At 41.4% G+C, this 25,108-nt stretch carries 30 protein-coding genes; 25 read left to right on the top strand and 5 right to left on the bottom strand.

The features are described from left to right. Nucleotides 1-307 (top strand): hypothetical protein (locus AAAA78_RS19665; RefSeq protein ID WP_340593974.1); only part of this gene is annotated, 307 nt, incomplete at its 5' end. 160 nt (nt 308-467) lie between these two features. Next, nucleotides 468-1,808 (top strand): AAA family ATPase, encoded by a 1,341-nt coding sequence (locus AAAA78_RS19660; protein ID WP_340593973.1) that lies wholly within the window; start codon nt 468-470, stop codon nt 1,806-1,808. Here AAAA78_RS19660 and AAAA78_RS19655 read toward each other — a convergent pair. After that, nucleotides 1,805-2,728, bottom strand: coding sequence for a tyrosine-type recombinase/integrase (locus tag AAAA78_RS19655; protein ID WP_340593972.1), 924 nt, complete (start codon nt 2,726-2,728; stop codon nt 1,805-1,807). The genes AAAA78_RS19660 and AAAA78_RS19655 overlap by 4 nt on opposite strands. A 224-nt stretch (nt 2,729-2,952) precedes the next feature. Here AAAA78_RS19655 and AAAA78_RS19650 point away from each other — a divergent pair, with 224 nt between their 5' ends. From AAAA78_RS19650 to AAAA78_RS19630, 5 genes are all read left to right on the top strand, one after another. After that, on the top strand, nt 2,953-3,450 hold the full coding sequence (locus tag AAAA78_RS19650) for a helix-turn-helix domain-containing protein (protein WP_340593971.1): 498 nt from the start codon (nt 2,953-2,955) through the stop codon (nt 3,448-3,450). Between the two features lie 735 nt (nt 3,451-4,185). Next, nucleotides 4,186-4,989 (top strand): ParA family protein, encoded by an 804-nt coding sequence (locus tag AAAA78_RS19645; RefSeq protein ID WP_340593970.1) that lies wholly within the window; start codon nt 4,186-4,188, stop codon nt 4,987-4,989. Further along, nucleotides 4,986-5,522: a hypothetical protein gene (locus AAAA78_RS19640; protein WP_340593969.1), complete on the top strand. Its 537-nt coding sequence runs from the start codon at nt 4,986-4,988 to the stop codon at nt 5,520-5,522. The genes AAAA78_RS19645 and AAAA78_RS19640 overlap by 4 nt, the downstream gene beginning before the upstream one ends. A gap of 880 nt (nt 5,523-6,402) precedes the next feature. After that, nucleotides 6,403-6,564 (top strand): hypothetical protein, encoded by a 162-nt coding sequence (locus AAAA78_RS19635; RefSeq protein ID WP_340593968.1) that lies wholly within the window; start codon nt 6,403-6,405, stop codon nt 6,562-6,564. A gap of 69 nt (nt 6,565-6,633) precedes the next feature. Further along, nucleotides 6,634-8,292, top strand: a complete 1,659-nt coding sequence (locus AAAA78_RS19630; protein WP_340593967.1) for a hypothetical protein — start codon at nt 6,634-6,636, stop codon at nt 8,290-8,292. Here the strand turns inward: AAAA78_RS19630 and AAAA78_RS19625 are convergent. Then, the gene (locus tag AAAA78_RS19625; RefSeq protein ID WP_340593966.1) at nt 8,282-8,974 is read right to left on the bottom strand and encodes a hypothetical protein; all 693 of its coding nucleotides are present in this window, start codon (nt 8,972-8,974) and stop codon (nt 8,282-8,284) included. The two genes, AAAA78_RS19630 and AAAA78_RS19625, sit on opposite strands and share 11 nt — an antisense overlap. A 100-nt stretch (nt 8,975-9,074) precedes the next feature. Here AAAA78_RS19625 and AAAA78_RS19620 point away from each other — a divergent pair, with 100 nt between their 5' ends. From AAAA78_RS19620 to AAAA78_RS19610, 3 genes are all read left to right on the top strand, one after another. Next, nucleotides 9,075-9,833 carry a hypothetical protein gene (locus AAAA78_RS19620; protein ID WP_340593965.1) on the top strand — a complete coding sequence of 253 codons (759 nt, stop codon included), beginning with the start codon at nt 9,075-9,077 and terminating at the stop codon, nt 9,831-9,833. A gap of 168 nt (nt 9,834-10,001) precedes the next feature. Then, nucleotides 10,002-10,274: a hypothetical protein gene (locus AAAA78_RS19615; protein WP_340593964.1), complete on the top strand. Its 273-nt coding sequence runs from the start codon at nt 10,002-10,004 to the stop codon at nt 10,272-10,274. After that, complete coding sequence (locus tag AAAA78_RS19610; protein ID WP_340593963.1) at nt 10,261-12,138, top strand: hypothetical protein; 1,878 nt, start codon at nt 10,261-10,263, stop codon at nt 12,136-12,138. Before AAAA78_RS19615 ends, AAAA78_RS19610 begins: the two co-directional genes overlap by 14 nt. An 8-nt stretch (nt 12,139-12,146) precedes the next feature. Here AAAA78_RS19610 and AAAA78_RS19605 read toward each other — a convergent pair whose 3' ends face one another. Continuing rightward, nucleotides 12,147-13,034 carry a restriction endonuclease gene (locus tag AAAA78_RS19605; RefSeq protein WP_340593962.1) on the bottom strand — a complete coding sequence of 296 codons (888 nt, stop codon included), beginning with the start codon at nt 13,032-13,034 and terminating at the stop codon, nt 12,147-12,149. Nucleotides 13,035-13,317: 283 nt separating this feature from the next. Between AAAA78_RS19605 and AAAA78_RS19600 the strand changes: the two genes are divergently transcribed. The 4 genes from AAAA78_RS19600 to AAAA78_RS19585 are packed head-to-tail and all read left to right on the top strand — an operon-like array spanning nt 13,318 to nt 15,359. Next, on the top strand, nt 13,318-13,965 hold the full coding sequence (locus AAAA78_RS19600; protein WP_340593961.1) for a hypothetical protein: 648 nt from the start codon (nt 13,318-13,320) through the stop codon (nt 13,963-13,965). 1 nt (nt 13,966) lies between these two features. Next, nucleotides 13,967-14,290, top strand: a complete 324-nt coding sequence (locus AAAA78_RS19595; RefSeq protein ID WP_340593960.1) for a hypothetical protein — start codon at nt 13,967-13,969, stop codon at nt 14,288-14,290. Then, complete coding sequence (locus AAAA78_RS19590) at nt 14,290-14,889, top strand: hypothetical protein (protein ID WP_340593959.1); 600 nt, start codon at nt 14,290-14,292, stop codon at nt 14,887-14,889. Before AAAA78_RS19595 ends, AAAA78_RS19590 begins: the two co-directional genes overlap by 1 nt. After that, entirely contained in the window at nt 14,886-15,359 is a 474-nt protein-coding gene (locus tag AAAA78_RS19585) for a hypothetical protein (RefSeq protein WP_340593958.1), read from the top strand. The genes AAAA78_RS19590 and AAAA78_RS19585 overlap by 4 nt, the downstream gene beginning before the upstream one ends. Here the strand turns inward: AAAA78_RS19585 and AAAA78_RS19580 are convergent, their stop codons facing one another. Further along, nucleotides 15,360-16,346, bottom strand: coding sequence for a hypothetical protein (locus tag AAAA78_RS19580; RefSeq protein ID WP_340593957.1), 987 nt, complete (start codon nt 16,344-16,346; stop codon nt 15,360-15,362). A gap of 219 nt (nt 16,347-16,565) precedes the next feature. Between AAAA78_RS19580 and AAAA78_RS19575 the strand changes: the two genes are divergently transcribed. Beyond that, nucleotides 16,566-17,057, top strand: coding sequence for a hypothetical protein (locus tag AAAA78_RS19575; protein ID WP_340593956.1), 492 nt, complete (start codon nt 16,566-16,568; stop codon nt 17,055-17,057). Between the two features lie 23 nt (nt 17,058-17,080). Then, nucleotides 17,081-17,632, top strand: a complete 552-nt coding sequence (locus AAAA78_RS19570; RefSeq protein ID WP_340593955.1) for a hypothetical protein — start codon at nt 17,081-17,083, stop codon at nt 17,630-17,632. 8 nt (nt 17,633-17,640) lie between these two features. Here AAAA78_RS19570 and AAAA78_RS19565 read toward each other — a convergent pair whose 3' ends face one another. Next, nucleotides 17,641-19,491 (bottom strand): FtsK/SpoIIIE domain-containing protein, encoded by a 1,851-nt coding sequence (locus AAAA78_RS19565; protein ID WP_340593954.1) that lies wholly within the window; start codon nt 19,489-19,491, stop codon nt 17,641-17,643. A gap of 169 nt (nt 19,492-19,660) precedes the next feature. On the opposite strand from AAAA78_RS19565, the gene AAAA78_RS19560 reads away from it, so the two are divergent. The 9 genes from AAAA78_RS19560 (at nt 19,661) to AAAA78_RS19520 (ending at nt 25,066) form a co-directional block, all read left to right on the top strand. Continuing rightward, complete coding sequence (locus AAAA78_RS19560) at nt 19,661-19,972, top strand: hypothetical protein (protein WP_340593953.1); 312 nt, start codon at nt 19,661-19,663, stop codon at nt 19,970-19,972. 48 nt (nt 19,973-20,020) lie between these two features. Then, on the top strand, nt 20,021-20,185 hold the full coding sequence (locus tag AAAA78_RS19555; RefSeq protein WP_340593952.1) for a hypothetical protein: 165 nt from the start codon (nt 20,021-20,023) through the stop codon (nt 20,183-20,185). A gap of 2 nt (nt 20,186-20,187) precedes the next feature. Next, nucleotides 20,188-21,612 carry a PHP domain-containing protein gene (locus AAAA78_RS19550; RefSeq protein ID WP_340593951.1) on the top strand — a complete coding sequence of 475 codons (1,425 nt, stop codon included), beginning with the start codon at nt 20,188-20,190 and terminating at the stop codon, nt 21,610-21,612. 8 nt (nt 21,613-21,620) lie between these two features. Continuing rightward, nucleotides 21,621-22,628, top strand: a complete 1,008-nt coding sequence (locus AAAA78_RS19545) for a hypothetical protein (RefSeq protein WP_340593950.1) — start codon at nt 21,621-21,623, stop codon at nt 22,626-22,628. After that, on the top strand, nt 22,625-22,972 hold the full coding sequence (locus AAAA78_RS19540) for a hypothetical protein (protein ID WP_340593949.1): 348 nt from the start codon (nt 22,625-22,627) through the stop codon (nt 22,970-22,972). Before AAAA78_RS19545 ends, AAAA78_RS19540 begins: the two co-directional genes overlap by 4 nt. A 115-nt stretch (nt 22,973-23,087) precedes the next feature. Then, the gene (locus tag AAAA78_RS19535) at nt 23,088-23,549 is read left to right on the top strand and encodes a single-stranded DNA-binding protein (RefSeq protein WP_340593948.1); all 462 of its coding nucleotides are present in this window, start codon (nt 23,088-23,090) and stop codon (nt 23,547-23,549) included. An 89-nt stretch (nt 23,550-23,638) separates the two neighbouring features. Continuing rightward, nucleotides 23,639-24,268, top strand: coding sequence for a hypothetical protein (locus tag AAAA78_RS19530; RefSeq protein ID WP_340593947.1), 630 nt, complete (start codon nt 23,639-23,641; stop codon nt 24,266-24,268). After that, entirely contained in the window at nt 24,268-24,783 is a 516-nt protein-coding gene (locus AAAA78_RS19525) for a hypothetical protein (protein WP_340593946.1), read from the top strand. Before AAAA78_RS19530 ends, AAAA78_RS19525 begins: the two co-directional genes overlap by 1 nt. Nucleotides 24,784-24,835: 52 nt before the next feature. Then, complete coding sequence (locus tag AAAA78_RS19520) at nt 24,836-25,066, top strand: hypothetical protein (RefSeq protein ID WP_340593945.1); 231 nt, start codon at nt 24,836-24,838, stop codon at nt 25,064-25,066. Nucleotides 25,067-25,108 lie beyond the last annotated feature (42 nt).

The following is a 25,108-nucleotide window of genomic DNA, read 5'->3' as shown; positions in this document are numbered from 1 at the left end:
TGGAAAAGTCGTTAGGGTGTTCTCTCGGTATATTTTGAAGAGTAAAAACAAATTCAAGATCGTCAGGAACTATTTGTCTCCTTATGAAGCTGCTGCGTATTCATCAAGCCCAGCAGATTTTGCGACAAGGCTCCACTACATGAATCAACTCCGAAGATTTGACAAAATTGAGGACTATATCGAGTTCATAGCTGATAAAGGTCATATCGGTGATGAGAAACTAGCGCGAAAACTCTGGAGCATTCAGTTGCACGATGAAGCACGAAAAATCTTGCCGAACATTGGTGAGATTGTCGGGCGCGGATAATTTCGACGATTTTCAATAATATTTCCTTAACAGGCCTTTGACTTCGTTCTGGACAAAAGAACAAATCAGAGGTCTTTTTGCAATTTACCCCTAAAACAAAACTGTATTTGTTCGATAAGCGTATTGATAGTAGTGGTGGATAAGACTAGGATGTGTGGACATGTCTGCTATTTTGAAACAAAGTACAGCATATGACGACGATCACTTAGATTTGATCGCGTTCCTTGATAGTAAAATCAAGGGTCAAAGCGACGCTAAGACTCGCGCTGCGCTTGCATTGAAATTGCACATCATGAATTGTCTTGATGAAGACTATTCCAAAAAGAAAATAAATACCATCATAGTTGGACCAACAGGATCCGGAAAAACTGAGATTGCTGAAGCTTTAGCTTCCTATATCGGCATTCCATTTGTTCACGTAGATTGTTCCAGGCTTTCATCTGCTGGATTTAAAGGTAATTCCATCGAAGACGCGATCAAAATTGCCACAGCTCATTTTGAAGACATTCATGAGCTTGGACGAGGCGTTCTCTTTCTTGATGAAATCGACAAACTTTGTCTTTCTGTTGGTGACGTATCAGCGAATGAAAAGATCCAATTTGAGTTACTAAGAATCATCGAAGGAACAATAGTTCCCACTGAAGCCGGAAAGCTCAATACTAAAAACATGATGGTTATCGCTGCCGGATCATTTCAATTCGTAAAAGATGCAGAGCAAGAATCCTCCGGTCGAACAATTGGCATCCAGATGGTGGAGGCCGAAAAGAAAGTTTCTGGATATCAAAGAGATTTTTTGATGAATAGCGGACTGAAGAAAGAACTTCTTGGCAGACTCCATAATTTAATTGAACTCACTCCACTGTCGATTCGCGACATGTTCGAAATCATTAAAACTAGAGAGTTGAAATCTCTCCTAGATCAGTTTTCATTTTTGAACTTTGATATCCGCTTTTCGGATGATGAACTCATGACAATTTCGGAAGACGTCATTAAACTTGAATTGGGCGCAAGGGGTGCACGATCTATATTATATTCTCGAATAATAGAGCGCCTAAATTCTCCAACCACCCCGAGAGACTTAGTTGACCATGAATCACAAGAAGATGAATTGCTCCTAAATAAGTTTAAGCTCAGCAATGTGGCAAACAAAAAGATAGAAATCAAAAAAGGTAAGGTTTTTATCCGTGAGGGTGAAAAGCTGAAATCAATCTACTTGATTGCTCGTGGTCAAGTTGCAGTATTTGCTAAAGGTGCTATTCACAACTACATGAATCAAGGAACTTGCGTTGGTGGCAAGTCCGCATTTTCTGGTGTTTCATCTGCCTGCTCCATAAAAGCAACCGAAGACACTATCGTTTATGAATTCAATGCAGAGGATATCCGCAACTCACTTACTTACTCTGAGTTCTGTGAAATGATCCTTCAAATTACTTGCTCAAAGAAGAACTTGAGTGAGCGAATTAAAAAAGCAGCCAAGAATAAGAAAAGAAAAGCTGCCTAATCAGAAATGCCAGCGCTCAGATAGCTGCTTGGTGGAGTTTCGTCATCGATGTTCTGATACCAGGCAGTCACCTCAATAGACTCATGTCCCGCCATTTCACTGGTCGCCTTTAATGAGGCTCCACGCTTTAATACATGAGTAACAGCGCTATGCCGAGACCAGTGTGGCGCAATTTGAGATGGAAGACCTGCTGCTTTTATCACACCTTTATAACGCCTCCACGTCTGGCTTCGAGATAATTTAGTGTGTCTAGAAGAGATAAAAAGTGGATCGTTCGGATTTATTACTCCGTTACTGATCTTTGATCTTTCTTCATAGAGCGCATCCATCGCTTTACAATAAACCTCTATTGGAATCTTGACCCGTCTGAGCTTACCTCCCTTACCACGAATTTTGATTGTGGCCCAATTGGTATCAACAATAATGTCGGCCATCGTGAGATTAATTAATTCACTAATTCTCGCCATCGTAAAATACAGAAATATCATCATGGCTTTATCTTGGGCGTGAGCTGCATCTATAATCTGCTTGGAATTTTCAACGGAAAAGATCTTATAAATTCCATTTTTTGGCACGGAAACTTTCATTGCCTTAGCGATAGGGTTCACTTGTATGTAATCGACACTTTCTAGGTATGAGAAAGCGGACCCAAGAACTGCCTTGTACAGAGAAACTGTCTTTTGTGACTTTGTAGCAAGCATCATTCTTAAATACACGTTTATGTGAGAAGTTCGCACATCTCGGAGTGACTGGACCTTCATCGTAATAGTGAACAGCTTTAAATACCGCGAGTATACGTCTTGGGTGTTTTTAGAAGGGAAACTATTTATCCATAGCTTTATCAGCAGATTTTCACGCTGAAAGGAATGGGCGTAGTCGGTCGTCGACAAGCTAGTTGTTGAGCTATCAATTTTATCCATCGTGGAATCCTCAAAGCTGTTTCGTCTCAGCGGTCCTAAAATCCGATTTAAAGACCGTTCTACAAAGTAGTATGATTGTCCTACAAAATAGTACGAAATCCAATGCGACATAACTGGAGCTATGTTGCATATTACGCGGCGTAGTTAAGTGGCCAAAAACGTGGAAGTTTTGGAAGTTTTTTTGGTGTCGCCGAATCTAACACTGAGTTATGATTTGATTGTTGATGAAAAGAAGGCCTTCAATTTTCTCTTACCCTATCGTCTTAAAACAAACCCAAGGATACTTGGCTGTCACCTGCCCTGATCTTCAGGTCACTATCGTTGAACCGTTCCCTAAAGATGGGAAAATTTCCTCCGCATTTCTAATGCGAATTGCAGTATGCGTAGGCAAAGCCTGGGCAAAAATGAATGAGGAACTAAAGAGAATCGAAGGCTCCAACGGAGATTATCCGAAGGCATCATTTATTAGGCACGCAACCTCGAAGGATAGTGATTGGGTTTCTGTACCTATGCTAGCAAAGCTTTCCGGAGACTCAGAAAACACAATAAGAAGAGCTATTGATAGAGGTGATTTTTATGCTGAGAAAAGCCCCGGTGGACACCGCTCACTCCCCGCCTTAGAAGCAAAACGATATTTAAAAGAATTGCACGATTATGACTGGGATCCTTACGATCAAGCCGCTGATCACCATATTGCCAACGAAAAGAGTCCCACAAGCTAATCGTAAGAATCCAGGCTAATATTCTACTGAAGAAAATAGGCAATCAGGGCACCTAAAATTAAGCAGCCAATCATCAGCTGCCATTTCGTACTTCGTCTTTCATGATCCATTTCTGACCCTCTTTTTGGCGGAATTGGCAGTCTATTCATTCCAGATGGAAAAATGAAGCAGAACCTTTCGTCATTCAGTAGATCTCCATTCAATAATCGCCCACTCAGTTTCTTATTCGTAACTCCCCATCTTCTTTTATATTTGCCACAGTGATTTCGCTCGTGGAATAGTGAGAAAACACAAACCATTATGTTACGCATACCAAAAAGTCCTTCTCTCTCGAATTCGCTCCAGAATGCCCTATAACGAGACATCTTGTTGGACGATGTATAGGTGCCGGAAACTTCAAAAAGCTTCCAAATTCAACACCACAGAATCAACACCGCCTCAGCAACACCAACAATCAACACCAAAACTGGTGTTGATTTCGGAGTACACCGTATTTTCAATACCACATTTCAACACCAGAGCGATGTTGCCTCGTTAGTGTTATCTCGATGGTAATGATTGGTGTGGCACACCCACCTTACCCGTCACACCTACTGTCTACGATGGATAGGTTGTTCACCCCAAGCATGGTGTGCTTACGAAATGTACTACCTAGACCTTCCTTGTTAAATGAGGTTGATTTACTAGGGAAAGTACATACACTTTAGATAGGTTTACATCTCGAGGTACGACAACATGGCAATAGTAATTGGAATCACTCACACTAAGGGCGGAACTGGTAAATCCACAACTGCCGTTAACATGTCCGCTGGTCTAGCAAAGAAAAATAAAAAAGTTCTACTGATCGACTTTGACCAGCAGGGGACAACCAGTAAGTTTTTCGGAGTTCACTCCGATCCTGAACAAAACGACACTGTACTTAATCTTATAGAATCTGCTCGATACAATCCGAAGAACGCTATTCTTGGAGTTTCCGATAATCTTCATTTAATTCCAAATCACCCTTTTTTAAACGGATACGAGCCCGCATTAATTAATAGAGAAAATGTAAATTTCTTTCTGAAAAGGCAAATTGACGGTCTTCGTGATCTCTTCGATTACATCATTATTGATACCGCAGGGGCCGACTCGTATTTGTTCCTTCATATGGTGCTTAGAGCAGTTGATGATATTATCATTCCAAGCAAAGCGACAAATGCTGATCTTGGGGAGTTGTCAGTAATTTACAAAAATATCGCCTTAGCGATGGATGATAACCCAGCTTTAGTCCAGCCGAAGCTCCTTCTTACTCAGACTATTTCAGTTTCAAAAAAGCAGAAGGAACTTATTCAGGAAATCGCATCCAACCAGGGCGTTGCAAGCAAGTTGTTTAAGCAAACTATAAGAAATACAGCATCATTGGCCAACATGAGATTCAAGTCGTTCCTTGGTGAAGATATTGGTTTCGTGGGTGGAGATGTGTTTAGTTCAGATCCCGGAAGTCCTGGGGCGCAAGACTACGAAAAGTTCGTTGCCGAGCTTATGGAGATGCAAGCATGAGTTCACCGGAAAGTAAGCGCTTAGCTGGAATGGGCCTACCATCAATGGAAAACAATCCAATTCTTCAGCGCCAAAGAGCTTTTGGCTCTAAAGGTGAGTCATCTGGCATAACCTTCAGCAAACCATTTGCCGACTCTGAGAAGCCGCCCGTTGAAGAAGGATATGTCAATAGCACTCCCCCTTCAACACAGATACAGGCGCCCCCTCAAGTGCAGTCGATGACCAACCTGAGCCAACAGCCAACTCAAAGCGTGCCCCCTTCAATGCCTCAAACATCTGTCCAATTTACCGATGAACAGATATTGGCAATGGCCAAGGAGCGTGGTTTAGCGCTTCAGCCTGTAAAGATTAAATATGTCAAACACACGTATTCAGTTACGGCGTACAATCACGAAATGCTACCAAAGATTTCAGCAGCGACTGGCATTACAATTCAGGAGTTGATGAAAGAAGGCATGGATCACGTCATTTCGAAATACTACGCATCCTACGAATACAGTCTCAAAGCACCGACACCAAAGAAACGTAATTAAATCCATCTTAAGCACACCTGAAACTTCGGGTGTGCCTTTCAGCTTGTCATTGGCATTGCTAAATTACCTCTCAATAGCGCTAAAACTCGATATGTTGCTTAAACCTAACTCCACCATTACCGAGGTCAGGGTTACAAAGCCGATCAAACTAAAGCCAATTTTTGGACTGATAGTCATTGGTGTGCACAAGATGGATTCACGCCGCATCGCTCCACTCACAAGCCCCTTTTTTGATCATCGGATTTAAGTGAAATCTCCATCTTATGCACACTAGGTATGAATTTGAGTGTGCGTAAGATTGAAAAACAATCCATAAATTCCACCTTTCACACACTCCCTAGACCAGCAGGTGTGAGTAAGATGGATTTTAGATTAACGAAAGTGCCTATCTGTATGAAAACAACGGAAAAAGCTCCATTAAAATCCATCTTATACACACTGGAATCGCACTAGGTGTGCATAGGATGGATTTCGTTTTTCCAATAACTGACGAACGGCACTTCTACCTTCAATTTGGTGTGCACAAGATTGATTTTTCTCTTCAAGACACATCAATAAGTACTGGTAATTGCGCGGAGCATATAGGAATTTCCATCTTACTCACACTAAAACTCTCGACTTAAGACTGAAACTCTATTCAGATAAAAGCGTGTTGGTGTGAACAAGATGGATTTTGTTGGTCGTTCAATTTTCAAATATCTCACTCCATCTTGCGCACACCACCCACATTAAAAAAGCATCAAGTGTGTGCAAGGTTGAAGAATGGTGTGCACAAGATGGATGAGCAGTGTGAGTAAGATGGCGTTTTCTCTTTATTTTGACCAGAATCGAGTGTTTTGGTGCAATTTTAGGCAGAAAGCAGTGTGTGCAAGGTGGATGCATGAATCAAAGATCAAAATGTTCCATCTTACGCACACCTGGCACTGGGTCTTTAGATGGATTTTTTTGGGACTTAAGATGGACCACAAGTGTGCAGAAGATGGATTCACTGGGAGTTAAGAAACTTGTGAATTCAATATTAACAAGCACTTGTGCGAACTAGGGACTGATTTTGTGAGTACGTTGTTATTTGTTGTTAAATATTACTACATACAAGGGGAGGGGGACACCTATGGAAGTTAGTACACTGCCAAAACAGCAACTATCTTTATTTCATGGTTCAGAGGCTGAATACTTCTCTGAAGAGCAAAAAGCCACGATCTCTTTTGAAGCAATTCATACCTCCCTTATGCTTTTTCAATTCGGAAAAACAGATCGCAAAAGTGCGGTCGCAACAAAATTCACCTCCATCCTTCCAAACGGTGGAGTGCGTACTATTCGAGTGGAAGCTGAAACCCTCGAATCTAAGAACTCAGAACAAAGTCGTACAGCAAAAGGGCTTCCTGGAGCCGCAGCTCAAGACGCCTTGATTGGCATTATGGACCTAGCGATCTCTAAGATGGAAAAAGAGCAGGAGGAAGACATTCACTTTCTTGAGTGGGCTGAAGATCGCGATCAATCAGACATGGCCAAGATGATTGATCTAAATCACGAGAAGTCTCAGAAAAGACCACCAAAGGCTTGGAATACGGTGGGGTTTAAAATAAAAGATTTAGCGAAGATTATGGGAATCAACGAGAAAAGTTCCCAAATTAGAAGAAATATAGAACACCTCAAAAGAACAACCTTTAAAGTGATTGGTACGACTTACTTCAACGGTAAGGATGAGCAACTCTCTTATGATGGATATTATATAAACGAAATCTACTACGCTAAGAAAATGGGCGCTTCTAGCGAAGATGGATATTTGTACGTTACGCTAAATGAAAAGATTTTTGGAAATATCGTAGAAAACAAAATCGCGAAGATGAGTCGCGAGAAGTACAACCAACTTCCATCCGGAGTTTTAAGAAAGCTACTCACAGTTATTTCTAGTAAAGCTCAGGCAATAGCTCAACCTGGAAAAAGCACCACTTTATACATTACTGTGGATGAGTTATTAGCACTTACGCAGATTTCTGAAAAGACATTCGCGAACAAAAGAGAGTCATATTTCAGAGAACTTGTTGAAATTGGTGCTATTGAAGAATATCTATTCTCTCGTCGCGCAAATCACTCATGCGTTGTTGTGCGTGTTCCGCCTGATTTGAGTGGAGAAGAGGTTAAACACATCTACGAAGCCAAGAAGTATATGGGTGTGTTAAATGCAGCAAGAACGTACAACAAGGGTCTTAATACCTTCATGTCAAACACACAAATTTTTGATTTGAATGAAGAATATCTTGCTACTTTGATCAAGAAATATCCTGATACGGAACTCTTTAACAAGAGAGTTTACAACAAGGTAGTTCTTTTGTTGGATAAGTTGATCACGACAGAGTCTAAGGATCCGTGGATTAAAAAATCGCTCTGTAGCTTACTTGCTCACTATCTAGAAGGAAAAGGTGAATTCCGTCAGCCAGCAAACTATATCCCAATTCCTTCACTTCATTTCGAGAGAATTGCCAAAGAGAAGGCTCAAGTTGAAAGAGCCTTAGCAGAACGCCAAGAGGAAGAATTAAAGAATGCGTTGGCCATACAGGCTGATAAAATCTTCGCTAAGTTTAAGGAGTCTGATCTTTCAGGGGTCAGGGAGTTGTATAACTTCGATTTGACAACAGAAGAAGTTTTTGCGGCTACCACTAAGAGCTACATAGTCGAAGCTATTCGAGACGCAGTTTCTCTCGAAACAGCGTCTGATCTTGCCGACTATATCCGCATTCAAAAAATGAAAAGCGAACTTAGTCCGTAACCAAGTTCGTCTTTGGTTTACGTGGCATCAATCCAAGACAGAGATCATTACAAAGTCTTGCGATGTTTCTGGCAGTTGAATCTGGTTCTTCTTGCATCATGACTGTATCTGGATAAGCATACTTCGAGTGACTCACACAAGCCCCTTCCTCCAGTGAAGGGTTTTCGCCATTTAATGCGAAACTGAATCCGGCCTCAATCTTAACCTCATAAGAGTATAGATCTTCTTTATCTGCATTGAAAGATACCTTGAGAAAAGAAACCACTGGCTTTTCCAATAAGGCCTTCTCTAAAGAGACAGCGAGTCTTTCAGTAAGTGAATCTGGACCGAATAATTTCTTCTTTAAATCCATCTTGCGCACACTCTCTTCAAGGTGTCGCGAATCTTTAAATTCAACATCATTCGCTTTCGCGAAATCTTCATAGACTTTCAATTTTGTGGCTTCGATAGAAGCTTGAATCTTGTTTCTCAAGAACACATCAGGATGTGCATTTTGCACAAATGAGAAAAGACTCCATTTAGAAGCAAATACAACACCACCATAATCAGAACGAAACAATGGTTCATCAAGGCCCGCTGAATATGGAGTAGTCACAGAATGCTGATATGGACTCTCCAGAATCAATGCGGTTAGTGATTTCATCACCGCTGAATCTTCAACGAGAAATCTTGTTGGTTTCAAATTAGCCTCCAAAAAATGGATCGTTTTAAGATTTAACTTCTAAATCGTTTTTTTCATTACTCATTTTTTGCCTTTCTCCATTTAAAGAATGAGGGCACTCATGAGAAAAACACTTTTCAATACATTATTTCTAATTTCTTCTGCAATTCTGCAAGGTTGCGGATCTTACGATGAGGAAATTCATTTTTATGCCCCCAGAGTCGAAGTGTACAAAGAGAAATTCCAACTGGAATCAAATGACTATGTTGGTACAGCACTCAAACAAAGGCTCTCAATCATTGATACAGCAGAGGCTGATCTCGGGTATGGGGGAGGCGGCCAGGTTGTCGCTCAATGCTCTTTAAAAACGATCAATGGAAGAATTACGGGGCGTCTAGTAACTGTCGACACCACTTTCTTCAAAGATACATTCGATTTTGACGAACGCGGCGTGATGGTAGCTGGTGCTCCTTATGGAGAAGTACTTAGACACTCAACAGTCTTTCATGAGTTTGGCCATTGCGCTCTTGATCGATTGAAACATAACTGTGCATCGAAACCAAACGGCTATCCCGCAAGCATCATGCACACCTACGTCGTTAACTCGAGCGAATTCGTTACTGATTATCGACGTTACATCGACGAGTTGTTTATCAACTCAGAAATCTTCCCAAAGGGAGCAACTGCTCCAAGTGGCGCGACTTCAGAAACAGTCATTCCATTTGATGGTTGTGCAGGGGAGTCGGGAACCGCATCATTATCTGCCTCCGTTTCCGGCGAACAGACTCATACTTTCTTCACTAAATGCGTTGATATGAACAAACACAAAAATTCCATGGATGGAAGGAGTGTGCCGAACATTCAATGTTGGCACGAGTGACAAAGGATGAATATTTCCAAAACAAAAAACAAAAGATTGATAAGAGCAATCCAAAATATAGCTGCCTCAATCGAGCAAGATAAGAACATCTTTCGATACCTACAAGAAGTTCGCGATTCAATGTGTTCGGAAGGAGAGTCGATTCTAAATGAGATTCGCGAGAGATACATGATTGACAGATTCGTGCATCTTTCAACGAAAGATAGTCACAGTTCAAACGGTGACGTTGATAACACTGAGTTTAACGAAACGACCGGAAAAATGACAATGGTCCTTATTAACGGACGTGTTGTCAGAAAGAAACTAAATAACTTCACTCAGTACGCCCGACCGCTGATATCAACGGCCAGAAAAGAAGATGAAGTTATGATTCAAATTGTACTGATGATGGATCATGCAGAAGAGATTTTATTCTCTGAATGCGTAAATGAAATTTCATAAGGAGCACGAAGTGCAAGCCGGAGAAAAGGTAAAAGCAATGCTACAATCGCTGTGGGAAGGTTTGAATCCTAAAAACCTATCTCCTGAACTTCCATTACGCTCATTCACTGTTGGTGAGTTGGAAAAATTGATAGCAGAAGGTTTCTTCAGAGGGAAACTATGTTACGGCATCTCGGAAAAGCTTGGCGATTACTATGTTGTAAACCCTGAAATTGTCGCGGGACTTGCCTGTATTGGAACATCAGGTTCAGGAAAATCAACATCGGGTGCAACAACAGCGATGCTTGCTGATATTACTAATGGGGATCGGACGTTTTTTATCGGCATCGACCCGAAAAAGGGCCTTGGCGATCTCAGTCCACTATTCAAGAAGAACAACTTCGCTGCCGCTGTATCTACAACCAATGATGATGAAGAAGGTGGAGAGTCTGCTCTTGGAGTTTCAAAGTTCATCACAGGACTAGATTATGCTTATGAGGAGATGAATTTTAGGGAACTTGCTTTCTCCGCCGCTGGGGGCTGCAAGAATTTGGAAGAGTTTGAAAAGAAAGTTGTTGAGTACGAAAAGGGCGGAGCAATTAGAGAAAAGTGGCTCGCAAAAAGAGAGAAGCTTATTGAAGACCGCAAGAAGAAACTTGAGGCAACTCCTGGCTTAGTGCTTGCGGAGATCCCCGAGCATCCAATGTGGTATAATCCGAAAGCAAAGAAGATGAGTAGAATCTGTATAATCATTGAAGAGTTCTCATTCATCTCACGTAATAAAAAAGTATTGAACTTTGAAAGAAATTTGGACAAAGAAGGTACGGCTGCATGGCAGATGGGGAATATCATGCGTGCCGGACGTTCTTATGGAATCTACTTTATTTTGCTGACTCAAAAACTTGGTTTTGAAGACGTGCCACCAGATCTAAAGATTGGCTTAAACGTCATTCAAGCCTTCAGGGTCGCCTCATCAGGAGATGCACAGATCGCCAATGCACCACTTGCAAATGACATTTTACCACAGCAGCGTGGCCGCTGTGCTACTTCTGAGGGACTATTTCAAATACCACTCATCAATCCATCGACTTACGAAGCTCTATATGAAAAGTTCGGAAAAGAGTTTGATGCACATTTGTTCACTTTTACTCCTGATGGAATTAGAGATGCTTTTAAGCATGGTGGTGTCGAAGCTATTACCATGAAAAAGCCATTGACAGTCGTTTACGAATCATTGTGTCAGCCATTTGGATCTTCATTTGATCGAACAACCTTTATTAAGAAGTTTCTTGGTAACTTCGGATTCATAACAGAGAAAGTAAATAACCCGGCACTTTTCCTGGACTCAATCGCAACAAGGGATGGAAAGCGATATGCCGTTGTAGTTGAAGATAACGAGAGAAAGATCACTAAGGAAATCGCAGCACAGATAAATTCTGTTAAAAAGAAACCAGAAATCAACTGCCATAACGTCATTTTTATTTCTCTAAAGGACAATGGATATGGTGGATCAGAATCAATGTTTAAGGAAAAGGGAGACATTGCTCTCAGTTCTCAAAAAATGCTTGTTTATTGCTCGACACTAGAAAATAAGGACAAGTTCGAAGCTGAGACATACAAAGAGCGTTTTGACGCGATTGAACTTTCTCCGAACTTCAATTCTGAAGATGTGAATGCGTCTATTGACAAAACTAACGATCAGGTCGCAGCACCGTTTGAAGACGAGGACGATGACGAAGAGATCGTAAATCTATACAATAAGGCGTTCTCTGAGCAGCCAAAGCCTACTAACGCTGAAAAAACAGACTCAGGCCATGAGGTTGAAGTCATTTCTTTAGGGGAGATTGTTCCGAAGCTTAAAAAGAAGAAGCCGTCCGATTCGTAAGTCGGCTTCTATGCCACATTATATCGTCTCAGCATTGCGCTGAACGATTGCATATCGACCAACTGAATACCAGCTTGTTCAGCAAGATCAGTTGCCGATTTCTTAAAGGTCGAGGTCGTGATCAACACACCACCAACAATATTGAAGTTCCTTTTGTAGTATTGCATGGCTCCGCAAAGCTCTTGAACCTGTTTGTTAGTAATGGGTTTCTTAAAGTTTTTGCACTGAATGATATAGTGCTTATTGTCTTTTTCAATTACGAGATCCAAGCCCTGATCGCCAAATCGTGGAAGAATGTCCTTCAGGTCTTTCTGCTCATAAACCTTATTGCCCATGCTGCGATACAGGTCCGCTGCCAGACGCTCAAGAGCAACGCCCTTAGCGACGTTGTCATACTTTGCCTGGCGTTCACCAATAATCCCTTCGCATTTCTCAAGCAAGGCCTTCCTGGCGCCATTTAGGCGAGAATTTGTGATTGTCCAAGAAATTACTTTAGGGATTAGGTTTAAAATGACGATATCACTCATTCCGAGTGTTAATGAGGCAAGGGCTGTGGTGAATACCATCGCTGTTGCTACCATAGGGCCAACGCCGATATATTTCGCAACCGCCCAGGTTAAGGAAAGTCCAATGATTGCGATGATCAGATTTGTGAAACCAAAAGTTTTCTTACCGAAGTATTTTCCCAAGTAAGCATTAAATAAAACCTTCAGAGCTTCATGCATCGGTAAGACGATGAAATATGCCGTCGCAATGGACCACAATGCGCCATTGGCGTTAGCCTTTGACAACGCTAGGATATCGCGAAGAGCAAATGCTGACGATGCCTGGATCGCCCAATATGAGAGAATTAATAAGAAAATGGGTCCTAGGATCATAGAAATTAGTCGTTGCATACTTCACCTCCGATTTGGGTGATTCAAATTCATATGCTCAGCGTATCATGAAGATACCATGTTTATCAATGAGAAACATGGTATACCGCTATTTAATGTGGTAAATATGATAATTGAGCATTACAAATTTTCAATCTGAGACGAAAGTGTCGAAGAATGAGACAGTTTTTCGTTAATAATCCCGCCTGATTGAATAATTTCGCCTCTGTGAATTTTTCTCTCCTCGAAAGTGACCTTTATCAGCTAAGCGATCATGAACCAAGGCGAGTTGAACCACAGACGCGTGGCAAATATTGAATGCTACCTGACTATTACCATCCCGCGAGAGGGATTGACGGTAGACTTTGAAACTCTTGCGCCACAAATCCCGGACGAGAACTTGATGTACATTTTTGGCGGGATCGCACGCATGTTGAGTCCTACGGGATATGATGCTCACATAATTTTTAGAAAAAATGTTTTTAATATAAAAAGATACTTCGCTCAGAAGGAAGACGAACTCCTTGAAGAATTCCGCGACAGAAGGATTAAGTACCCTCTAAGTGGATGGGTGCACGTAGCGAGACTTTTAAACCCAACTTACGATGAATTTACTGGTGAGATGTTCCGTGCCGGAGATTTTCTTTACCTTCCTGGTGATGAGGTTAACAATCCATCTGATTCCGGAGAATTCGTTACCTACCTAATTCCAGCAATTCTTTTTGTTGAGGAATCCCTTCTCCAAAGAATGATGGAGCCGGAATTTCAACACTCTTTCCAATCTCACATCGTGAACTTTCTTGGTCATAATAATCCTTTCGGAGCAATCTACAGATCAGGGGTTAAAGAGGGTTTAGTGAGCCTGATTGACTTCACACTTTTTAAAACTAACTTGGCAATGTCAGAAAGGAATCGACGACATAGCCTGAGACAAAGACTTAGGAACAAATAAAATGGCTGAATCACATTCAACAGCAAAACACACCACAATCTTCGTGGATTTCAAGAAGAGATCCGTAAAGAGTACGACTATCCTGGAACATTCACCAGCGGCAAAGAAATCTAAGAAAAAGATTGATCCAGAGAAGCAGGCACGAATTGAAGCAGAGTTAAGAAATGATCTTAGATTCATTCAGACATGCCTGAATGATGCGTTAAGAAGAGTGGTTAAGGTGAACGGTGCCACACCTCATGACCTGGATCCCAAAACCTATGAGGAAATCATTAAAACACAAGATCTGACATTAGCATTAGGAAAAATGTTAGAGAGCGCGTGATGTCTAAGGCACAAACATCTTTTCCCATTTTTAAGAAACTTCCGCTAAACGAAGTACGATTAGCTTTTACAGCCTATCAAATGTCGCTTGAGTCCGGCAGTAAACGAGAGAAGGCGGAAGCTAAGAAGGATTTGGTGGCCTTGCGAAGCCTTTTAACAAAAAAGTACAAAATAGCATTCTATCGTTCTTTGGAATTGAGTCACAGGGTTCAAAAAATTCAGGTTCATTTCTCTTCCGCTATCGAATACTGCGAATCAAATGGCGTAAAGTTTGATCTATTGGGATATTGCAAAAGAGCCCCTCTTTACTCCGGTGTTTATGTATATCGGGATTACGAAGGGACACAAAGGACCTACGCCTTCTTATCTTCTGGGGGCCCACTGAAGGACTTTGAAAATATCACCGGACGATATTCCGAGCTTAGCCAAGGTATACTTGACGACGATCCAATTGATACGGTTGACGAAGCGACTTTAATTTTAATGTGGATGTTGGTATTCAATAAGGAATACTTGATTGGCATGGGAAGCTGCCATGCTTCAAAAGCTATCGCTAACGAGTTTGGTCAAACACAGAAAAGACAATTGAGGAACACATGAAGCACATTATGTCATTTGATTCTATGAAGGAGCTTGAGTCTTTCCAACGAAGTGAAAAACTTCACCAAGAGGAATATGATAGATCCTTTGACTTAGCGTGGAACATAATTGAGAACAAAACCAAGGGTGATAAGATGGCAAAACTTGCAATGAGAATTGTAAGCTCACACATCGCTGCGTTCTTATACTATTATGATCGCGTTCCAGGAGACCGTTTTGTAAAAGCCTTTCAAGATATGCTAGGGCAAGCCGGGCGAACAGATGAACTCGAGGTTTTTTGTGACAAGTTTCTCGATAATCAGTCGCGGTATGCGGAGGCTATATATCAGCTGTACTTAGAGTCAGTGGAAAGAAGAAGGGAGAGTGATACTCTCCCTGAAATCAGAAAGCTTTTTAAGAAACTGTCTCTTTGCCCGATTCTTGAAATTATCGCTCTTATCGAGACAATTGAGCTGGAGGATCCTGCCTAGTTAAGCAACCTCGGCAACATCGACAGTTTCAATATGTAAATTCAGATCGTTTGAAAGGTCGATGAATTTTTTAACTAATCCAGAATCAAACTCTTCAAAAGTCATACCTTTTTCGGACACGAGGCTTTTGGCTTTTCTTGAAATAGAGACCAATTCATTGAGCTTGTTTTTTCTCTCCAGCTCGACGCGTTCCTTGCCTGTAACAATTCCCCCGCTTGTGAGGCGTTTAAAGAAGCCGGATTCATTCAATTTCATTCTGATTTTCTCTGCTTGGCTTTCTGCCATTTCCGAAAGATGCATCAAAGAATCAAACGAGATATCGTGCTTAGCGATCTGTTTTGTTTTACCATTCTTTTTTTGAGGATATCGAATTGATCCTGATTCGATATATCCTTCTATAATGCCGACAGCAGCTGCTGGGTTAACAAATTTTGATTCTTTCTTCTGTTTGAATTTCTTTCGATACGTTTTGTAAAGTCGAATAATCAAGGCCTTTCTTTTTTCGTACCATATCTCTAATTCCTTTGGATCCTTTGTATCAGGAATTGTCATGATCACCTTTAGATTTTCTTCAGCAACTGCTGGTCTCCAGGTTTTTTTAGCGATCACAGCTAGATCGACAAGTTCTTCGATGACATCAAAGCCTGATTTGAAGACAATCATGTCCAAAATCTTTTGGTGATGAGTAATTTGCAGCGACTGGTCTGTAAATTTTTTGTGACGAGCAACGCCCCTGTATGCTGTCTTGACCCGATTTACCATGGACTGAGTCAGATACTTGCCCAGATCTTCTGTGGAAGCGAATTTGATTTGCTTACTCTTTGAAGCACTCAGATATCCGATAATAAACTCTGAGATATAATCGTCCAAGCGTTTGTGATTAAAAGCTGCAACCTTTTTGTTGACCCAATTATAGTCAGCCTTGTGCTCATAGATATAATCGATCACTTGGTCTGGGGTGAGGTACTTCTGCTTACGTCTGCTCATCTCTTCACATCCTGTAACGATTCAAAAACGACCCATCTTGGGGCCTGGTTGTTACACTACCAATGGTAACATGGTTATCATGGTAAACATGGTAGTACGCAAAAAGCAAAAAATCGGTAAAGAAGCGTATTGTTTTGAGAAAGGAAAGATTTTTTACCAGAAAGTCGGCATTTTGACATTAATGAGTTGTGTTGAACGAAAGCTCACACAGAGGTATTTATGAAAAGATGTCTTATGATTCTGGTCTTCTTGTTTTCGGGAAGCACTGCGATTGCAAAGAACCTCATTGCGAAATGGAGTGAAAATTCAGTCGGCATATCCGTAGCTGAGTTCAGTGGTGAAGAAAAGTCCTCCACCCAGTTTTCTCTATTGAATGAGCAGCGTCTTGAAAGACACTCCTTTCTATCTCAAGTGACGTATGCCAGTCTCCCAACGACAGAAAGGAGTTTAACCAACTATTCTTTTGGTTATGCATATGGTCCGGATTGGGAAATGCCATTTGAACCTAGAATTGACATTCGTGGTGGAGTTACTTACCTGAAAGAGGAACGCGGAGACGGTGATTTTCACCCCTCCGTAGCGCTTCGAGGAAGAATTGTGACACTGAAAATGGGGGCGCTATCTCTAGGTCTTTCCATGGAGGTTGGGCATCTATATCGTGGCGGAAGTTATCTTTCTTCGGGTATTAGTATCATTGTGGGTGCGCAATGAGTCAGCCAAATCTAATAGCCAACATGGCAGCTTTTGATTGTGAATGTTTAAAGAATCTTGATAATAACGAACGTCTTGTTGTTCTTTTCTTGATCGTTGTTCCACAGCCAAATATCGACGCTGTTATAAAGATGGGCCTTTCTGATCGTCTTTTTACGAGCACACTAAAGAGTCTCAAGCTCAAGGGTTTGATCGAAAAGGTTAAGGGGTTTGAATATCTTGGAAAGCGCACATGGAGCCCTATTTTGAAAGTAAAGTACGCTCCAAATTATGACGAAACAAGGCGTTACATTTCTCTTGAGGTACTATTTAATAGAAATCTCACCCCGTTAGCGCGTGTTCTTCATGCCTATTTGAATAATGGACAGCCACGCGTTGAGTTTTTTTCTAAAACCATAGAAACAACTCTGGATATTCCACGAAATACAGTGAATTTAAATCTCGAGCGATTAAATGAAGAAGGGGTTGTTGAAATCGTTCGTAAAGAAGGCACTCAATCAAGGGTGATAATTTTTGAAAAGGTTGAGAAAAGACACATTCTCAGCAGCATCTTCGGCGGCCAAAAGGGGGCTTAGCCCCCGTTTTAATCATTTCCAAAGTCCTTTAGAAACTCTTCGATATCTTCAGTACGGATCTGTCCATGGCTATTAGGATCTTTGTCAGCTCTCTTCTGTCGTTCGGTAATGATTTTCTTGCTGGATCTTCGCAAAGACTTGTTGAAGTCATCGCTCGTCAGTTCAGTTTGCGATTCCTTCTTTTTAACAACTATCTTTTTCTTATCGTGATCAACAACCGTGTTCTCATTGATATGATCCGACAATTCTTTTGTAGAAGTTACTCCTCGCTTAGTTGTTTTCTTGATCTCTCCAACCTTTACCTCAAAGTTTGGATTGAATCCAGTTTCGATCTTTTCCTTAACTGACTTTGTCCGCTGAGGTGGTTCGCTCTGATACCCAAAGAAACCATTTTCTTCTTCATCATAAAATGGATCTTCATCTTCTTCGCGTTCTTTCTCATTCTTATTGGCAATAGAATCGATTAAATCGGAAGCTTTTCCAGATTCGCCATTGTCAATCAAGGTTGCAATCTTTACGATGTCACCTGCATCGAGAATCTTGACCTTACTTTTTTCATCTCTTAGTGCGTGAGAAAGAACCGATGAACTTACGGTCTCTTCCGTACAGTAAATAATCCCATACGACAGCTTCAATTCTTTTACTGCATCTCTCATAGCGTCGACGTGTTTGTGTTTCAGCTTGAAATTGCAATAAGATACCGCAAAACGTCTGCTTTGCTCGTCAATTCCGAGGCCACAGTAGCTTTGAATATTTTTGTTTGGATCGACTTCTTCAAATTCATGACCCATGAATTCATGTAGTACTGAGATTACTGCCTGACCGTCCAAATTTGAAATAGACTCGGCAATCTCTTTCTTTTTTCTGATCTTATAAAGGTCTTTAGGTGATTCACCACCAAGGTACTTTTCGATGATTTCATGAGTTAAGAAAAAGTTTTTAGCCGTACATCCGAGAGTGTCATCAACATAATAGCGAATCAGCTCACCTTGTTTTGTTGAGTCCATATAAGGTACATGAACTGGATGATTGGCAGATTCGCCACGACCCTTAATGTTCGAGTTTAAAATGGCAGCACGAAGATCTTGAAATATGTACGTCGACTCAGAAGCACGAACCTTAAAAAAGATCCTATTCATAAAGTTGGAGACGATTTCAGGAGGGAAGTCAGACTTCAATGCCGACTGAGAAATCGCCACAACATAGACGCCAGCGGAACGTCCGATACGCATGATATCGAAGAATTTGGCTGCTGGGGTATGAGGAATTTGATATTCTTTTGAAAAGTTCAAAACCTTTTCCGGAATTGCGTGGAATTCCTCGTATACTAAAAGGATTCTGGAAACTTCCTCCCCAGTGATGGCTTCATATGAATCAATGTCGTTGGCGCCACGTTCGTTGAATTTATTTTGTCTATGCTCAATTTCGGCAAAAGCTAAGTCGATACCCCTTCTGATCATCTCTTCCGGTGGTACACCAAGCCTTGCACCTGCTGTTTGAGTTGCCTCATAAACATTGGGAAGGTGTTTTATGCCTTTGTAGTCATCTGCACCTTTCTTAACGTCGTTTAAGATGATTACTGTTCTGTGTGCGTTAATGAGAGTCCATAGCGCCACGATTGTAGACCCTGAACCAGATTTACCAGTACCTGTGCTGCCCACGATTAGTACGTGAGGATTGTCTTTCATATTTTCAACCCAGAACTCTCCGGTATCGACGTTGTAGCCGAGAAAAATCTTTTTATCGAATAATCCGTTTGCCCATGCTTTTAGAAAGCTCAATAGGCTCACGTCGACAACGTCTTGATGCGGAATAAACATCGAATCGAATTTTGCTTTGATCTTAGAAAAAAGGCTCATCGTAGCTCCTAAAAGTATCAATGGGGCGAGTCTAATTATGAGTTCTCAAGGTGAAACGGGCGTACTCGAATGATTTCGATGGGTTGTCTTGATTACCATGAATATTACATAAAAAGGTGGTAAAGATGGTATTTAGAGATAAACTGAATTGGTAATTAAGGAGCTGCTGTTGAGAGAGAAGCAAAGATATCAAGACAAGCAAAAACGCCTTAAACAACTTGAAGTCAAACGCCAAAAGAAGGCCGTTAAAACTCGCAGAACTATTGGTGGAGCAATTGTCGAAATCAATACGGATCCAACCCCCAAGAGAAATGTGTGCGGCTTTTTAAGTAAGTCCCAGACTGTAAATAATGCTGAAATGTTTAAATATGAGAATTTTCTAAAGTGCGAGCCATCTCCAGAGTCTGCTTCCCAGAAAGAAACTGTTCCGAAAGAAGATAATCCATACAGTTATAACAACTTCGTCAAAAAGAGTTCTTAAATTCCGTCTTTGTTACTTAACCATTCGAGAGCCTAAGAGAGGGTTCCTATGAGAAAAGTGCGTGTTGATGGCGATTTTTCTTTTGTCGTTCTTCCTATTGGCAACCAGTTGGTTGGTGAATTGAGAAGAGAAAGTGGATCCGGAATACTCTCGTTTCAAGGCCCGGCGTGCAGTAAAGAAGCTGCTCGCCGTAAACGTAAAATGGCAGGGTAGTCATGGCTAGAGAAATTCCATATTACGCGAACCTAAGGACCTACACGACGTTTTCCATTGGTGTTGGTATTGGATACCCGAAAGACATCATTAAAGCTGCGGTAAAGCACTCCCACAACGCGTTCGCAATCACAGATAACATGACTCTTGCCGCTCACATCATGGCAATCACAGACCTTGAAGACCTCAAAAGTAAAGGTTTGAACACTGATATTGGATACATTCTTGGCTCAAACATCTATCTTGCTGAAAATAAAAGACATCAAGATTCTGAGAACAGGTACACACGCCTTATGTTGTTCGCTAAGAACCAGGCGGGATATTCTAAACTCTCTCGTCTTATAGCCATCGGCGGTCGCGAGGAATACAAGTACTACAAAGCACGAATTGATATGACAGAACTTCTCGCGGATCCCAGTGACTTGGTTTGTAGTACGGGATGCCTTATGTCTATCTTTGGTAAACATATTCTTGAAGAAACCGGGGAGGAAGAGTCTATTTTTCTACGGTTCAAGGAATCCTTTAAAGAAGACTTTTATGTCGAAATTGTTGCTCAGGATACATCTCAGCGCTGGAGTAAAGAACTCGAAGAGTTCGTCGACGACGGTTTCAATAAGCAACTCAAAGTTAATCAAAGAATGTTCGAATTAGCCAAAAAACATGGAGTAACTGCCTATCTTTCAACTCCTATTTATATCCCGGAAGATCGTTTTAAATTTACTCAAGACGTTATTGCGCAAAATGCCACTGGTGGCACTGTTCGATTTTATGAATCCCACAGCTTTAAGAGTAAGGATCAAATCTTCGAATATGCACTAAAAACCACTGGATTAAGTGAAGATCAGGTTGCCCAACTTATGGCTAACACGGAACACCTGGCCAAGAAATGTCAGAACATCAAATTTGATTTCAAGCCAATCATTCCGCGAGTGCCGAAAGAAAATTTCAGCGCATGGAAGAATGCTGAATTGCGAGAAAAGTTGACCCTTCTCGGAAAGAAATTTAAGGACCGATATTTAGGCCACATCATTAACGATGTGTGCCCTAAGGATGAAGAGTTAACGCTAACTCTCTTGATCATTCTCGAGAAAGGAAAGATCAATTTCGATGACGAACAGTTCGTTGTCCGACTTGAATATGACATTTTTACTAACCAGAGAAATGGTGTCGTCAAGCTGATCGGCTACTATCTCCCAATTGCAGACGTTATCAACAACGTCATCAATGTTTGTGATGAATATGGTCCAATTGAAGAAACTCCAACTGGTCGTGGTTCAGCAGCTGCTTGCATGATCAATTACGGACTGGATATCACTTCTGTTGACCCTGTTAAGTGGAATCTGGATCCCCGCCGCTTCTTATCGCCGGAACGCGCGTATACGGTCAATACGGAAATTAAAGGCTTCCCAAAGCCGCCTATTAAATAGGGGCTGGCATGAGAATAACTACGGACTTAAATGAAGCAGAGAAAATTATTCTGATAGACTATAGCGCTATCGCTTATCAGGCATACTATTCAGCCCCTTCCAATCAAGAAGGTCGTTTCATCGATATCTGTTTAGGGATTATTCGTTCGTTCGTTCGATTCGGTGATGTGTTCGCGATCTGTTTCGTAGTAGATTCCACGCCCACCAGGAAGCTTCTTATTTATAGAGAGTATAAAGGAAAGCGCAAAAAGGGCGATGAGGATCCTAAAGAGGTAATGCTTCCCGCTCTCAGATTCTTCAAGGCATTGCGATACAAAGTCCAAGGAGAAGAAGCTGACGACATCATTGCAACATTGTGTACACAGCTGCGAGATAAGCAAAAAATTATTGCGACTACTGACTCAGATCTTAAGGCAATGATTTCTAAAAATACACGAGTGATCAATCCTCAAAGTTTTGAGTTTGTCGAAGGTGACACAACTACGGCACTTCTAACAATTCTTGAAAAGTATGTTTGTGGCGACAGCTCTGACAATATACCCCCGATTCGTAAGCGCATTCGCAAAGAACTTGTTAAAGATGCGATCATTGCATTTATTAGTGGCACCGATAAACTGACAAGCGTTCGAACTCAGTTTACAGAATACCTAAAAAGCAATGTCGACCTGAAAATAAAAGATGAGGAAATTGACAGGCTTGCGTTGAATATGGAGCTCATTACTCCCCGTAGAGACCTCAATTTGAAGCCTGAACCATTTCTTCCAACAGTCAAAGAGTATCGGGAATTTCTGGCAGTCGCGGAAGAGTCGCTGTTTGACTATCCCACTATTGGACTGGCGGATGCATTAGGTAAGATTTCTCACAAAGTGGATCCTAAAGCGGAGCTAATGTTTAGCTCCGCTGATTCCCAACAAGCCAATACCAAACCAGAAACTGACACGACTGAGGTTTTAAATGGTGAGATTGATTCCTTTCTGGGTGGAATGGACGATCTTTTTGAGGATGATGTTGCATGAGAAAAACAGGAGTAATCATGCACGACATTGAAGACGCGATTCAAGATACTCTTAATGTCCAGGAGTACCCTACTGCACTATATGTGGCGCATTCGATTTTAAAGGGAAAATACAAGAAAAACCGAGAAGTTTATACTTCGTCAGGAAAGTCGCCTGTGTTCACTCTCAAAGGGCAGATTGATAAAAGGAAAGCCTCTAAACTCAGGAAACTTTTTGCTCCAATTATTGAAGAATTGGCGATTGATCATGACCTTCAGTGGGGTGAAATTCTAAATCTGATTAATGGATATCTTCGCGTACATTCAGCGGGGAGTAGTTACGTTTTTTCATACGAGCCCAAATGAAAGTGGGTAAAAGTTTCCCAAATTGAAACGAGGTTATCATGGGAAATATGCAAAACATGGTAAACATGGTATAGTAAGTCTAACTTAATTAAACTGAGTTATTAAAGGAGAGATTATGAGCAGTGTGAACAAAGTGATTTTGGTGGGAAGACTAGGGGCTGATCCGGAAGTTAAAGCTCTCGGAAATGGCAATATGGTCGCACGATTGAACCTTGCCACAAGTGAAACTTGGATGAAGGAGGGGCAGCGTCAGGAAAAGACTGAATGGCACCGCATCTCAGTTTGGGGAAAAATGGCTGAGATCTGTGGAAAGCACCTCGCAAAAGGACGCCAGGTTTACATTGAAGGTAAACTTGTAACGCGTTCTTGGCAGGATCAACAAGGACAAAAGCGCTATGCAACTGAAGTTGTTGCAGTGAGTGTTAAGTTCTTGGGTTCGGCTGGTAAATCTTCGTCTGCGGGTGGGTCTAGTGATGGCGAATCTCAGCAGTCCGGAGGCGGAGGAGAGAGCGAATACGGTTTCCAGGATTTCGGTCCAGAACCAAGCTTCGATTCTAACGACGAAATTCCGTTCTAGTTTTTCTTGTAGAGCTCCCCTGATTTGATGGGGAGCTTTTTTCATTTTTGAATGGTGTGATAATGAGTTTGAACGACGTTTTAATTGCCATGAAAGCAGAGTTTGAGAAGTACGAAATTGTACGTCTCACGCAAGATCAGGAATACCTGCTTCGCCTTGTTTATCCTCGTGGCGTGAAAACAGCATCACCGTTTGTTCATAAAAGAGTCCACAACGGATTCTATATTCCAAATACTAATGCCATCACTCTCTATGAATGCGCTGGCCCGAATTGTTCTCTTTGCAAGATGAGTGCTGCATTTCAAAAAGAGCATGGCTCAGACAAGTACAAAGTTAAGAAACGCTACTACTACCTTCTTTTTGCGAAAACTGGCCTTTTCAAAATACTTGAACTTGATTGGTTTGCACAGAGAGCGCTCCTAGGAGTCGAATCAAATGCTAAATCGGTTCTTGCTAATTCCATGTCGGAAGGTCTTGATATTTTCTGTCCAGAAAAAGGTCGTGCTGCCATTTTTTCAAGAAAGTCTCAAAACAACCGTGAGACTAAATACGAGTTTATCGGTGTGAGTGTTGAATCAGCGTTATCAGATGATGAATTAAAGAAGTTAAAAACTGTTTCACCTGATCTGGAATCGGCAGTTTACAGGCCAACGATCAAAGAATCGGAAGAAATTGCCAGATGGACTTGGCAGAAAATCACTGAAAGGAAGGTTGCATAATGAAAAAGGCACAGTTTGATCATGCAAAAATCGTTACGATCAACATTCAGATCAAGAAATTCCTAGATAATCAAGAAGACTTTTTCAGCACTATACAGGATAAGAGAGTGCCTGTGGATACGTTAACCCTGATGGAAAAGTCACTTCGGGACCGTGCGAATCTATATGAAGAACATTTAGTAAAGGCAAACATTGTAAAAGATGCTGCAACAAAAGAGTCGGCTACAATCTTGCGAATGCTTAACTCGGCGAAACTCATACTTAAAATCAGTGAAGGTCTATTCAGGACAGGAGAGGCCGATACGTTTCTTAGAGAAATGGGTTTCCCTAAGCTTACAGAGTCTTTGCGTGATGCAGCAGTTTTCTCGGTTCCTGCTCTTAATGAACTTCGAGAACACATTAGTCGACTTGAAGAAATGATGAGATTCATTGAAAAGTACGAGTGGTATTTAAAAGAAGATGAATCCACTATGAAAAGTCTTTTGGAGAGTCTTAACAACCGTCCAATGCTATAGAATTCATTTCCAAAAATCCCTTTATGTTGGCTAAGACCACATGGAGGGATTCATGAAGGTCCTTGATAAAAACGATAAGGAAATCACGGTCGGAAGCCATGTAAAGTGCCTGGATGCCCTGGAGCATGTTTCGGCAGGCACAGTTTACAAGGTGGAGGGTGTTCAGCCGGAAGCTCTTCGAGTGGTTGTAATCAACGATCTTGGTAAAGAGCAGTGGCTCAGGGCAAATCGATTTGTCGTAGCTACGGATTTGCCAGTCCAGCTTGAGTTTGAGTGGATGTAACAATTTCCTAATTTGAGACCGTACCTGGTTATAGCTTGGTAA

It is taken from the genome of Bdellovibrio sp. BCCA (assembly GCF_037996825.1).
Classification (GTDB): domain Bacteria; phylum Bdellovibrionota; class Bdellovibrionia; order Bdellovibrionales; family Bdellovibrionaceae; genus Bdellovibrio.
The sequence above is the reverse complement of the archived record's forward strand: the minus strand, read 5'-3'. Positions and strand labels throughout refer to the sequence as shown.